12 protein-coding genes, 1 pseudogene and 1 riboswitch are annotated in these 12,299 nt (G+C 61.2%); of the genes and pseudogenes, 5 read left to right on the top strand and 8 right to left on the bottom strand.

From position 1 onward, the window contains the following. The first annotated feature begins 129 nt into the window (after positions 1–129). Entirely contained in the window at positions 130–801 is a 672-nt protein-coding gene (locus NW809_RS06365) for a response regulator transcription factor (RefSeq protein ID WP_011429812.1), read from the top strand. Between the two features lie 21 nt (positions 802–822). Here NW809_RS06365 and NW809_RS06360 read toward each other — a convergent pair whose 3' ends face one another. Both NW809_RS06360 and NW809_RS06355 read right to left on the bottom strand, forming a co-directional pair. Beyond that, a complete protein-coding gene (locus tag NW809_RS06360; protein WP_011429811.1) occupies positions 823–1,086 on the bottom strand; it encodes a sulfiredoxin in 264 nt (87 codons plus the stop codon). 294 nt (positions 1,087–1,380) lie between these two features. Further along, entirely contained in the window at positions 1,381–1,578 is a 198-nt protein-coding gene (locus tag NW809_RS06355) for a hypothetical protein (RefSeq protein WP_143597040.1), read from the bottom strand. Between the two features lie 95 nt (positions 1,579–1,673). Here NW809_RS06355 and NW809_RS06350 point away from each other — a divergent pair. Continuing rightward, positions 1,674–1,890: pseudogene (locus tag NW809_RS06350) on the top strand (RNA-guided endonuclease TnpB family protein); the annotation flags it as partial. A gap of 272 nt (positions 1,891–2,162) precedes the next feature. On the opposite strand, the gene rpsT reads toward NW809_RS06350, so the two are convergent. After that, positions 2,163–2,465: a 30S ribosomal protein S20 gene (gene rpsT / locus NW809_RS06345; RefSeq protein WP_099812302.1), complete on the bottom strand. Its 303-nt coding sequence runs from the start codon at positions 2,463–2,465 to the stop codon at positions 2,163–2,165. Positions 2,466–2,553: 88 nt separating this feature from the next. Between rpsT and NW809_RS06340 the strand changes: the two genes are divergently transcribed. Beyond that, complete coding sequence (locus tag NW809_RS06340) at positions 2,554–3,918, top strand: CRTAC1 family protein (protein ID WP_011429809.1); 1,365 nt, start codon at positions 2,554–2,556, stop codon at positions 3,916–3,918. 27 nt (positions 3,919–3,945) lie between these two features. Here NW809_RS06340 and NW809_RS06335 read toward each other — a convergent pair whose 3' ends face one another. Then, positions 3,946–5,844, bottom strand: a complete 1,899-nt coding sequence (locus NW809_RS06335; RefSeq protein ID WP_099812303.1) for a cation:proton antiporter — start codon at positions 5,842–5,844, stop codon at positions 3,946–3,948. 255 nt (positions 5,845–6,099) lie between these two features. Further along, positions 6,100–6,191: riboswitch (Glutamine riboswitch) on the top strand. A gap of 89 nt (positions 6,192–6,280) precedes the next feature. Between NW809_RS06335 and NW809_RS06330 the strand changes: the two genes are divergently transcribed. Then, the gene (locus NW809_RS06330; RefSeq protein WP_011429807.1) at positions 6,281–6,721 is read left to right on the top strand and encodes a DUF4278 domain-containing protein; all 441 of its coding nucleotides are present in this window, start codon (positions 6,281–6,283) and stop codon (positions 6,719–6,721) included. Positions 6,722–7,502: 781 nt separating this feature from the next. After that, positions 7,503–8,600, top strand: a complete 1,098-nt coding sequence (gene raf1, locus NW809_RS06325; RefSeq protein ID WP_041438181.1) for a RuBisCO accumulation factor 1 — start codon at positions 7,503–7,505, stop codon at positions 8,598–8,600. Between the two features lie 148 nt (positions 8,601–8,748). Here the strand turns inward: raf1 and sppA are convergent, their stop codons facing one another. From sppA to NW809_RS06305, 4 genes are all read right to left on the bottom strand, one after another. After that, entirely contained in the window at positions 8,749–9,555 is an 807-nt protein-coding gene (sppA, locus tag NW809_RS06320; RefSeq protein ID WP_414401754.1) for a signal peptide peptidase SppA, read from the bottom strand. A 74-nt stretch (positions 9,556–9,629) separates the two neighbouring features. Continuing rightward, positions 9,630–10,262 carry a 3-oxoacyl-ACP reductase FabG gene (fabG, locus tag NW809_RS06315; RefSeq protein ID WP_240527266.1) on the bottom strand — a complete coding sequence of 211 codons (633 nt, stop codon included), beginning with the start codon at positions 10,260–10,262 and terminating at the stop codon, positions 9,630–9,632. A gap of 120 nt (positions 10,263–10,382) precedes the next feature. Further along, entirely contained in the window at positions 10,383–11,222 is an 840-nt protein-coding gene (rsmA, locus tag NW809_RS06310) for a 16S rRNA (adenine(1518)-N(6)/adenine(1519)-N(6))-dimethyltransferase RsmA (RefSeq protein WP_414401753.1), read from the bottom strand. 7 nt (positions 11,223–11,229) lie between these two features. Continuing rightward, a partial coding sequence (locus NW809_RS06305; protein ID WP_414401752.1) for a sensor histidine kinase occupies positions 11,230–12,299 on the bottom strand: 1,070 nt, incomplete at its 5' end.

The raw sequence follows: 12,299 nt of genomic DNA, 5'->3' as shown, positions 1-12,299 counted from the left end.
GGATCTATCTATAGTTGACTGCCAGTATCCCTGTCTAAACTTCAATCTTGCGGCAAGGGTTGAACACTGCCCTCAAGTCATCCCTCTGTTACGCCTCAACCATTCCTCAACAGCCTCTCCCCGGTCATCATGAAGCGCGTATTGGTCGTAGATGACGATCCCCTCTCCTTAAAGGTGCTGAGCCGCCACCTCACCCAGCACGGCTATCGGGTTTGTACAGGCGCTTCGGGTGTAGAAGGGTTGCGCCTGTTTGCCCAAGAGCAGCCGGATGTGGTGGTATCGGATGTGGTGATGCCGGAAATGGATGGCTTCGAGTTTTGCCGCCAACTGCGCCAACAGCGGGGCGGCGAACTCGTTCCTTTCATCTTCCTCTCCTCTCGCAGCGAGCTGGATGACCGCGTTCAGGGCTACGAGTGGGGAGCCGACGACTACATCATCAAGCCCTTCGAGCCGCTGGAGCTGGTGGCCAAGATCGAGGCGCAAATCGAACGAGCCCGCCGCACCCAGTTGGAGATTCTGCGCCTAATCCAGCAGCAGACCCAGGCCAAAGCTGAAGCTGCCCCCCGTCCCACCTTGGCAGATCTCCCCCTCACCCCTGCCGAAGAGCGGGTGTTCCGGGAAGTGATCCGCGGCCTCACCAACAAGCAAATTGGCGAGAAGCTGTTCATCAGTCCGCGTACCGTGCAGACCCACTTGACCAACATTCTCAGCAAGCTCTCTCTGGAAAATCGCTCCCAACTGGTGCGCTTTGCCTACGAACGGGGCTACATCCCCCGGGAAGAGTCGAGCGACAAAAAATAGGTTGGGAGAGAGGGATCCCTTCTAGGCTAGGTGGAGTCTTAAGACGGCAGGCGTTGCCTTGCGCACCCGGCAAGGAATCCGCTCCCTACCCAAGCGGACAAATGCCTCGTAGCGGTGGCAGCCCGAGAACCCGTAGTACTCTCCCTCCACTTCCAAAACCTCGATCGGCTCCTGCAGCCCGATTGCTTCGATGGAAGCCATCAGTGCCCGCACCTTCTCCGGATCCGTCTGCCGCGGCAAGGGGCGACGAATTTGGGCCAAGGGAATCTCGCGAATTTGCGCCATGGTGAATTCTCTCCCTAGGTAAGCTCCTTAATCATACTCGTTATGACTTTGCTCTAGCAAGGCTTGCAGAGGGGGTGGATTCTCAGGTCAGAGCATGGCAGGATAGCACCATCCCTCGCTGCCCTTTCGCTCAGGAGCCAACTTAGCCATGTGGCAACTCCTCCAGGCTTTATGGGGAAAGATCGCCGGCAAGGCTCCTCCCGTACCCCCTGCCGTCAGGACAGGCAAGGCCCCACAAACCTCCCCTGGCAAGAGGCCGCCGCAGTTATCTTTCACCTGCCCAGCAGAAGCCTCTCAGCCCACGCTGGAACCTTCCACTCCAGCGGTAGCCCGGCAGGGTGGGGAAGCGGCGGTGTTGATCGCTTCCCAGGAGAAATCCCCCGACTCTGAGACAGTAGAATCTCCCCTGGGCACCTCTACGGCCAAAAGCATCGGCAGCTTCTGGGCCATGGCCGATACAGGATCCCGGATTTCCCGCATTGCTTCCGCCACCGACAGTGGCCGCGCGGTCAGTTCTATTTCAAGAAAACGCGCGGGATTCCCCATCGTCTATACGGTGGGGAGGGATAGCGCCTAATATAACCTGCATGACCCAAGTCCTGACTGTCTTCTGCAAGCTCAAGGTATCTGCCTCGCAAGCCACAAAGCTGGATGCAACTTTGGATGCCTTTGCCCAGGCCTGTCAACCAAAACACGCCAGAGAAGATAACCAACGCTCTTCAGCTTCAGTCTCTGAGCGACCGCGAAATCCATGCACGGTTTGGGCTGTCCAGCAACTTGGCTGTGCAGGTATGTAGGTCCATCCCCCCGTATACGGGGGGTGTGGGGGCGGGGGATCCAGAAGCGTGTCAACCAACAGCGGCGCAACCAGACAGATCCGAAGCAAGCAGAACTTTGAGGTTATGCCTCAAAAGACTGTCTGGGGGCGTCTTGACAGCGCCTTTACGAGTTCATTTTGGGCTGCGTAAGAATCCCCTGGGTGGGAGTGTCAAACAAAAGCTCGGTAAGCAAATGCTCAAGCTTGCTTCCGGGGCAGCAGTAGAGACCTTTGGGCCCTGCCCGTCCAAGACCCTGTCTTAGGAGGCACTTGTGGCGGCCAGGGATCGTTGCACGATCCGAGACAAACGCGCCTTCCGACGGGCGGCTGTGTTTTTGTGGAGAACCCCTGTTTTGGCCGCTTTGTCGATGCGGCTAAAGGCAGCGCTCATCGCCGCTTGAATCTCCTGCAGGGTTTCCGGTTGGGGGTTGGCGGCGTAAGCAGAGGAGAGAGAAATGACTTTTTTCATCAGCGCGCGCACCATGGCTTTGGTAGCTTTGTTGCGCAGGCGATTTCGCTCCGCAATCTTGACGCGCTTGATGGCAGATTTGATGCGTGGCATGGTTGAAAGGGAAGCGACAGCGAGGATCTAGCATACCATTAGAGTCTGGAGCCCCACCAGTTCCTGCCTCTCCTACGACGGGATCCCCATGTTCCAAGATTGCAGCTCCCTCATCCAGTTCAACCCGCCTGCTTTTTCCTATGGAGTTGCCATTTGCGATGTGGATCGGGACGGGGCTTTTGAGCTGTTTGTGTGCGGCTTCCGGGGCCCGAATCGGGTTTTGAAGTGGAACGGCCAGGCGCTGGTGGATTTGGTGGACGATACTCTGGCCGATGCAGGGCGGATGGCCATTGGGGTGGCTGCCGGCGACTTCGACGGCGACGGGCAAGAAGAACTCTACGTCTTGAATACTGATACCTTCGGCGGGCGCAAGCGCTTTGGGGATCGCCTCTTCGACTGGCAGGGATCCCGTTGGGTGGATCTGTTCTCTCTGCCCCACAACCAAGATGCCCTCAACTTGACGGCAGGTCGCTCGGTGGCCTGCGTGGATCGCTTTGGCCAGGGGCGGTACGGGTTTTTCGTGGCCAACTATGGCGGCCCCATGCGCCTTTACGAGCTGTCCGCCGGCCAGATGATCGCCGATGTGGCGCCAGAGGCGGGGGTAAACCGGGTAACGGGAGGGCGGGGGCTGGTGGCCGTGCCCCTGGTTTCCCAGCGGATGGACATTTTTGCCGTCAACGAGCAGGGGCCCAACTTTTTGTTTCGCAACCGCGGGGATGGCACCTTTGAGGAAATTGCCGCCGAGGTGGGGTTGGCGGATCCCGGCGAGCACGGACGGGGGGTGGCAGCGGTGGATCTGGATGGGGACGGGCGGTTGGATCTGGTGTACGGCAACTGGGAAGGGCCGCATCGCCTCTGGATCCAAACTTCCAGCGGCGTCTTCAAAAATGTGGCCCCTCCCGAGCTGGCCAGGCCCTCCCGCATCCGCACGGTGATCGCTGCCGACTTCGACAACGACGGTTACCCAGAGCTGTTTTTTAACAACATCGGCGAGCCCAACCGGCTGTTTGGCTGGCGCTCCGGCTGCTGGCAGGCTATCGACATGGGAGATGCTGTCGAGCCGCAGGGACTGGGGACGGGAGCGGCGGTGGCGGATGTGGATGGGGACGGTTGCCTAGAGCTGCTCGTTGCCCACGGAGAATCGGGCGCCCAGCCCCTGAGCTTCTACCGTCCGCTGGCCCCTGGCAACAACTGGCTGAGAGTTCTGCCCCTCACCCGCCAGGGATCCCCAGCCCGCGGCGCCTTGGTACGCCTGGTTACCTCTACCCGCACGCAGATCCGACCCATCGACGCCGGCAGCGGCTACCTCTGCCAGATGGAGCCGGTGGCCCATTTTGGCCTGGGATCCGAGTCGGCAGTAGAAGCCATCCAGATCCAGTGGCCGGACGGCAAACAGGTGCAGGTGGCTCACCCACCGGTCAACCAGCTCCTGCGGATCCCCTATCCTGGTTAGCTCCCCTGAGAGGGGTTTTGTCTCTATCTACTCAGCCGAGCCCGAGATCCCTGCCCATTCCGGCTGTACAGGGCGCTGCCAGTGCTCCCACCAGGCGGTCGCAGGCTCGGGTGGGCCGCTGTCGCGGCTGCCGTTGGCATGGCCGAGGAGCGGCGGGGATGGGGGCTGCGCCGGCCAACTCACGGGGGTGGGGATCAGACAACTGGGGTAAGGAGGGCGCAAATCGCGGTAGTGGCTGCTGCGGATGGCCAGAATCTCCTGCTGGATGACCTCCAGGGGCTCGTCCAGCTTCAGCAGCACATGGCTGCACAAGCCCAGGCTGGCCTCAAATTCCGGGTGGACGACTTCCCTGGCCCCCAACTGATAGAGCTGTTCGATGTCCTCTTCATGGGTGGCCCGCACCACCACATCCAGGTGGGGCGCCAGTTCCAGCGCCCGTTTCAGGCAAAGGCGCATGCTCAGGCGATCCGGCAGGGCAATCACCAGGGCGCGGGCGCGGGGCAGGCCAGCTTTCTCCAGCACCGGGGCGCTGGCGGCATTGCCGTAGAGATAGGGGATCCCACGGGAGCGCAGGTGTTGGATGACCCGTTCCGACTGGTCGATCACCAAGACGGGATGGCGACGGGCTTCCAGGATGCGCACGATGTCCTGCCCCACCTGTCCATAGCCGCACACCACCACGTGATCCTGTTGGGGAGCGTCGGGGGACAGGGCGCGGGGCCGCTCGCTCGCTTCCAGCCAACGGGCAAAGAAAGGGATCCCTTGTAATTTTGCCAGCAGCCGCGGCGCGCCCCTGAGCAGAAGGGGAGTGACCAGCAGGGTAACGGCGGTGGTGCTGACGACGAGCAAATACAGTTGCCGCGACACCAGCCCCAGCGCTTGCCCTTCGCTGGCCAGGACAAAGGAGAACTCGCCGATCTGCGAGAGGCCCAGCCCCACCAACACCGCTGAGGGGAGCGGGTAGCCGAACAGACCGGCCAAAGGGGCCACCAGGCAAAACTTGCCCACCATCACCAGCCCCACTAACCCTAAGATTAAGGGCAGGTGGGCAGCGATAAAGCTGGGATCGATGAGCATGCCGATGGCGGCAAAAAAGAGGGCGGCAAACACATCCCGCAGCGGCTCCACATAGGCCAGGGTCTGGTCGGCGTATTCCACTTCTGAGATCATCAGCCCGGCCAGGAAGGCCCCGATCTCGCTGGAAATGCCCAGCCGCTCTGTCAACAGGGCAATCCCCACGCAGAGGCTGATCACCCCCAACAAAAACACCTCCTTGCTCTCCTGCTGCGCCAAAAGGCGCAGGAAAGCGGGCACCAGCCACATCCCGCCCACCACCGCCCCCAGCCCCACCAGGCCAATCTCCGCCAGCGCCTTGGCCAGGGATCCCGCCAGCTCCGGCAAAGGACAATCCAAAGCCGGCAACACCGCTAGCATCAGCCCCACCGCCAGATCCTGCACAATCAAGATCCCCAGCATGGCGTGAGCCTGGGGCGTGCCCATCTGGTTGGTCTCGGTGAGGCTTTTGAGCACCACCGCTGTGGAAGACAAAGAGAGCACTGCCCCCAGGAAGATCCCCTGCACCGGCGTCAGCCAGCCGCTGGCCACTGCCAGCGCCGCCGTGATCGCGATGGTCAGGCCGATCTGCAAAGCGCCGCCGCCAATGGCGATCCCCCGCACCTGGCGCAACTCTTTGAGGGAAAACTCCACTCCCAGGCTGAACAGCAAAAAGGTCACCCCAAACTGGGCCAGGGTTTCCACCTGCACCAACTCCTTGATCCACCCCAGCCCCGTTGGTCCCACCAGGATCCCTGCCAGCAGGTACCCAAGCAACACCGGCTGCCTCAGCAGCGCTGCCAGAAAACCACCCGCCGCCGCTGCCGCCAACACTGTCACGATGTCCAGAATCAGGCGAAAGTCTTCCTGCACAGAGACACCCCACCAGGAGTATGAACTTTTGTAGCCAATCCTGAGGATTCTTCCACGATAATGCTTTCTTCGGCCCTGCGGACAGAGTGGAAGGCTGGGCCCAACCCAAAGCGCTGCAAACCGGCTCCCGCAGGGGATCCCGCCTCATTCAGGCTGGGTTCTTGGCCAGCCAAAGGGAGGATCAGTGGAAATTTTCGTTAAAAGTTGGTGGCAATACCTCAAAACCGTAGCTTATAATACAGAGTGTAGAAAGAAATCGTTCATCCTCTCGCCTGCTGTTTGGCTTATCGTGGAGCAAGACGGCAGCCGGAGGACGGAAGTAGGGAGCTATCCCGAAGGAACGCGCCTCAACCCTTGGGACTGTCCACGGGACATCTCGGGTCACTCCTCAGGAAGTGAAGTGGATACAGACCATATACGTTTGGAGGCGAAGATCATGGAACTCTCTTACCGTGGCGTTGGTTACACCCACTCGCCGGCGACGGTGACTGTTTCTCCGGGCAAAGTGGGGGGTCGCTATCGGGGGCTGGACTGGCGATTTCGCCACCTGAGCAAGCCGGTGGTTTTGCCCACCAAGCTTGACCTGCTCTATCGGGGCGCGGCCTATCGTTCCGAAGCTGCTGCAGCGCCGGCTCAAACCGTTCAGACAGCCGAGGCACCTGCTCCTGGCCGTTCTCACGTTCTGGATGAGCTGGCTCGCCGCCTGATGATGGGCCACCAACGGGCGATTCGGGTTCGTCAGCAAGCCATGTTGGTGCGTGGCACGGAGCGGGTTGGCCTGCAGGCCAATGTGCGCAACTTCTGGAACCGCATCCAAGGAAAGGTGCATCCCACCTTCCGTCTCACCTATGACCGCAGCCGGGTCAGCATGAGCTAGTTTGCTTTGCCCACCCCAGTTCATCTTCTGGTATGGCGGGAGAGGGATCCCTTGGGATCTGGATGGGGGGTCAGGGGAGGGGAAAAGGCGCGGCTACTTCATCGAATTCAGGTGACGGAGGGCGAGTGCCGAGAGAGCGCCGAGAGCAATTGACACTCCCTCCGCCGGAAGGCGGGGGATGCTTAACGTAGTTCACAAACGGGCTCGTAAAGGCGCTGCCAAAGCGCCTCTAGCTAGACAGTTCCTTGAGGCAAGGCCCCAAGGTTCTGCTGACTTTTCTGATCGCGTCAGGGGGCAGAGTCCTTGCAGGTTGGCTGAGACGTTGGCATCTCCCAGACGCTGGCCACCGGTCGAGTTTTTCATCGTGATGAGGTGCTTGCCTGGGAACGGCACGCCTCGGTAACAACGATACCATTATGAGCAACTCAAGTTGCCTACGGGCTTTTCCGCCCCGCCCTAAAGTACGAGGCTACCGAGCTATCCTTTTGTGTTTGCAGGTTGGCCAGCGGTTGCGAGGTCACTCTTGCACGTGGGCGGGAAGGGGATGCGAGCTCCAACGCTGCCCCCCGCGTTAGTGGGCCGTAGGCCTATGTTATTTGAGGCTGCCCTTATCAACCAGCCCAGGGATCCGCGGCTGGCTTGCCGGCTACAGGATTTCCCAAAGCCCCCGGCTACCGCTTCGCGGAAGCAAGCTATAGCCATGGGGTAGTTTACTGTATTGGATGGGTTGGTTCTGTATGCGTTCATTTTGGGCTATTGTCGTTGCGGAGGAAGCCTGGCCATGAGTCAGCATTTGCCGGAACCCACTGCCCCGGAGGAGGATCCCAGCCTGTTGATGGGCCGGCTGCAGCGCAAAGAGGGGGGGTGGCTGGATTGGGCAAAGGCCTGCCAAAGCTTGCAACGACAGAAAATGACTCCCCAGGCCATCTTCGAGGCGACCGGGTTTGAGCCCGCCCACCAAAACCAGATCGTTGTCGCCGCCCAGGTTTACGAAGGAATGGCGAAAGCAGGAGCCAGCTCAGCCGTTTTGGAGCACTTTGCCCACAAAGGCAGCGATATTCTCTACGAGTTGCGCATCCTCTCGCCTCAGGATCGCGTCCGGGTGGCGGAGCTGGTTGTCAGCCGCAACCTGGGTGCTGATGAGGCCCACGAGATCGCCCGGGCTGTGAAAAACTATGCCCAACTGCGGCAGCTCCCGGAAGGGTTCACGGATCACCCCGGCGATGCGGTGGCTTACCAAGCCTGGAAAACTGCCCAGGAAACCCGCGATCTCCAGGAGCGAACCCGGGCCATTGGCCGCGCCTTTCAGTATGCCCACAGCGAAACAGCCCGCCAACAGGTTGAGCGGCTCTTGTCGACGTTGGCTCCCGGCTCCCAACCCCAGCGCAAGCCGTTGCCCAGGCTTTCGGTGTTTCGCCCGGAAGAGGATCTGCCCCGTCTGCTGCCGGTGGCCGGATCCCTGCCTCTTTCTACCGCCACCTGGGAGCAGATCCCTGCCGTTGAGCCTCAAGGCCTTTTTGGTTGGGTCACCAGCGTGGCTGGGCAGACGTGGATGGCCTTGCCTGCTTGGCCGGCCATTCAAAGGGCCGCCGACCCAGTCGCCCTGCAGGTGGACAATGGTTTGCTGGGATCCCTGTTGGGCTGGCCGGTGGCCCCTGAAGAAGAACAGGATCCGATTTTGCTGGTGGCGGATCGCGCCGTTCGCACCTGGGAAGGGAGGGCAGGGGTTTTCCTGGTGGATCGAGGGGGAGCTGTGGCGGTGGAGTGGATAGAGGATTCGCCCCCCTCTCCCCTGCTGGGCCAAGTGCTGATGGCGGTGCGTCCCCCCCGCATCTTCGACGAGGAGTTGGCGCAGGATCCCTGGCAAATAGAGGAGTAACTCCGGCCAGCCAGACGCACCGCCGCAAGCCCCCCGGCCAGGAGCAGGTGGCAAAGCGGCTTCTGGCTTTGCTTCCCAACTGCTCTCTTATGCCGGCATAAGGGTTGGGGGCGGGAGAACCAATCCTCACAGTTGTGGAGGCCGTCTCTCAAGAACCGGTGTAGAGCCACAGGGGCAGGCCTGAGGTGCTTACCTCAAATTGCAGACGCGCCAATGCCTCTGCCGCCGGTAGCAAGCGGGCCCAACCCCTGCGCCGTGGGAGCAGATCGCAGAACTTCGCATCGGGCGGCAACCCTGACAGCTCCGCGGCCCAGAGGCGGGCATCCTCTTCTGTGCCCAGGCGATCCACCACGCCCAGGTGCAGAGCTTGTTCGCCGCTGAAAATGCGGCCATCGGCAAAGGTTTTGACCACATTCACGCTTAGCCGGCGAGCGGCAGCAACGGTTTGCACAAATTGGCCGTAGGTGATGTCGATCAACTCTTGGAGGATGTTGCGCTCTTCTGGGGTCAGCTCGCGGTCAAAGGAAAGGATATCCTTGTAGGGGCCGGACTTGATGACCTTAAAGGAAATCCCTATCTTGTCCAGCAGCCGTTCGAGATTGTTGCCGCGGATAATGACGCCGATGCTGCCGGTGATGGTGCCGGGGTTGCTGACAATTTTCTCGGCTCCCATGGCAATGTAAACCCCTCCAGAGGCAGCGATGTTGCCAAAGCTGGCCACAATGCGCGTGCCCTTGCGTTCCCGCAGACGCAAGAGGGCATTGTAGATTTCCTGGGAGTCTGCCACTGTCCCACCGGGGCTGTCGATGCGCAACACCACGGCAGGGATCTGTCTTTCTTCCACCTCTTGCAAGGCTTTGAGAACCCGCTCTCGGGTTCTGCCATCGATCACCCCTGTTACCTCAATGCGGCCAATTTGCTGACGCCAGCCCCCCAAGAACCATCGCTTCAGCATAGGAAAACGGCACGAAAATAAGCCTCTACCCTCGTATCATGAAAGCCGTCTGGGGGCGCGGTCAACCAAGCAGCTCAGACATTGCCGTACACCGGGATCGCCGCCCCTCTCAGATCCCGCGCCGCTTCCGAGACCAAAAAGGCGATCACCTGCCCGATCGACTCGGGCTTTACCCACAGCTCCGCCTGCTCGGAGCCCATGGCAGCCCGGTTGGCCGGCGTGTCGATGATGCTGGGCAGGATGACGTTGGCGGTGATGTCGGTGCCTTTGGTTTCGGCGGCAATGGTGCGGGTCAGGGCCACCACCCCCGCTTTGGAAGCACAGTAGGCGGCCAGTTGGGATCCCGGCTCTACCGCCCCTCGGGAGGCCACCGTCACGATCCGTCCATAACCCTGTTGCCACATCTTGCGCAGGCTGTGCTTACAGGCCAGGAAGGTGGTGGTGAGGTTGAGGTCAAAATCGCGCCGCCAATCTTCTAGGCTGTACTCGTGAGTGGGGCCCATGGCAAAGCCGCCCACCAGGTGCACCAAACCATCGACGCGGGGCAGATCGTCGATGAGCCGTGCCACAGCGGCTTCGTTCAGCAAATCCACCTGCACAAAGCGCACCTGATCCAGGCTATTGGCCGGCAGGCGCTGCCGCAAAACAGCCAACTCCTCCTCTTGGCGGTAGGTCAAGGTCAACTCTGCCCCTGTGTCCAGGAGCACGGGGGTTACTCCCAACCCGAGCCCACCGGTACCGCCAGTTACAAGGATCTGTCTGCCTTGGTTGTTGAGCATAGGTTGTTTTGGGGTCTGGTGAAAAACCCTTGAGGACTTCCTCTCACCCTACCGCGGTTTTCCCTCGCCGGAAACGGCAGCCATCCTAGGTGTCTGCTCCAGCAGCAGATCGCTCAGGGCCAGCCAATCGGGCAGATCCAGCTCTTCGGCACGGGCCGTGGGGCTGAGGCGGAGCTGAGCCAGAGCGGCGGCCACGGTCTGGCGATCCACGAGGCCTCCCAGAGCATTGACAAGTTGCTTGCGGCGGGTGGAGAAGCCCTGGCAAACCAGTTGGGAGAACCAGCGGGGATCGCGGGCGGGGGTGGGGGCGGGGCGGGGAGTGAGGCGAACCACTGCCGATTCCACTTGGGGAGGAGGCCGGAAGGCGCTGGGGGGCACGCGGCAGATGAGCTCGCACTCGGCCAAGTAGCGCACCCGTACACTCAGAGCGCCGTAGGCTTTGCTGCCAGGGCCGGCCTGCAGGCGCTCGGCCAGCTCTTTTTGCACCATCAAGACGATGCGCTCAAACTGCCTCACCGGCTGGGCCGGGGATCCCAACACTTTCTCCAAAATTGGGCCAGTGAGGTTATAGGGGATATTGGCCACCAGCAGGCGGGGCTGAGGCGGCAGCGGCAGGCGAAGAAAATCTCCTTCCACCAAGTGAAAGCGGGGTTGGTCGGCGAAGCGCTTTTGCAGCAGCCGACACAGATCCCGATCGATCTCTACCGCCACCACATGTACGCCCTGGGCCAGCAACCGCTGCGTCAACTGCCCGGTGCCGGGGCCGATCTCCAGAACCCACGCAGGATCCCTCTGAGGAGGCGGCAACTGGGCGGCCCGCACAATCGCCTCATGAACCGCGGGATCCTTAAGCCAATGCTGGCCAAACCGTTTGCGGGGATAGGGCATCGGTGGATCAGCACTGGGCCGGATAGGGCATTAGGTTGGGATTCGTAGCCTCTGGGGGGCCTTCTTGAGCTGGGCTCGCCTCCCCCCCTGGGAGCGGCTGGCGGTAGAGGGGCACGGTAAAAGTGACGGTGGATCCCAGCCCTTCGCCCAGGCTATAGAAGTTGATCTCTCCCCCCATTGCCTCCACCAGCCGTTGGCTGATGGCTAGGCCCAAGCCGGTGCCGCCGTACTGGCGGGTGGTGGAGCCATCCACCTGGGTGAAGGCCTGAAACAGCTTCTGCTGCTTTTCCAGCGACACGCCGATCCCGGTATCGATGACGCGGATGCGGGCCATCCCCGGGTCGCCGGGAAGGAGGTCGGCTCGTACCGTCACCGAGCCTTTGGGGGTGAACTTGATGGCATTGCCCACCAGATTGAGCATCACCTGCAGCAGGCGTTGGTAATCTCCGTACAGCCAAATCCGATCCGGCGTGGGGGGCAGGTGGAAGCTAAGTTGCAATCCCTTCTGTTTGGCCTGCAGGCCGGTTTTGGCCTCCACATCCTTGAACAAGGCGCGCAGGTCGCAGGGCTCAAACTGCAACTGCATTTTGCCCGCCTCGATCTTGGCGATGTCCAGCACGTCGTTGATCAAGGCCAACAGGTGCAGGGCCGAGCGGTAGGCCTCCTGCAAAAAGTCCAGCTCCTCTTCTCGGCTTTCGGCCATCCCGTCCAGCACCAGCCTAATAAAGCCGATGATCCCGTTGAGAGGGGTGCGCAGCTCATGGGAAGTATTGGCCAAGAATTGACTTTTCAGTTGGTTGGCCGATTCTGCTTGGGCGCGGGCCTGCTCCAGCTCTTTGTTTTTCTGGCGCAGTGTCTGGTTGGCCAACTGCAGGCGAGTGGCCAGTTGGCGACTTTGATCCAGCAAAATGGCGTGGGCAATGGCGGTGCCCAGGTAGGTGGCGATGCTCTGCAGCACCTGAAGGTGGCCGGCCTGCCAGAGGGGGGCTTCGTTGGGGGGCAACACTTCCAGCCAGAGCAGGCTGTTGGCATAGCCCCGGTAAGACATGGCGATGGCCAGATGGCGTCCCATCACCA

It is taken from the genome of Synechococcus sp. WC101 (assembly GCF_047461555.1).
In the GTDB taxonomy this organism is placed as follows: domain Bacteria; phylum Cyanobacteriota; class Cyanobacteriia; order Thermostichales; family Thermostichaceae; genus Thermostichus.
This window is presented reverse-complemented; position numbering and strand designations above follow the sequence as displayed.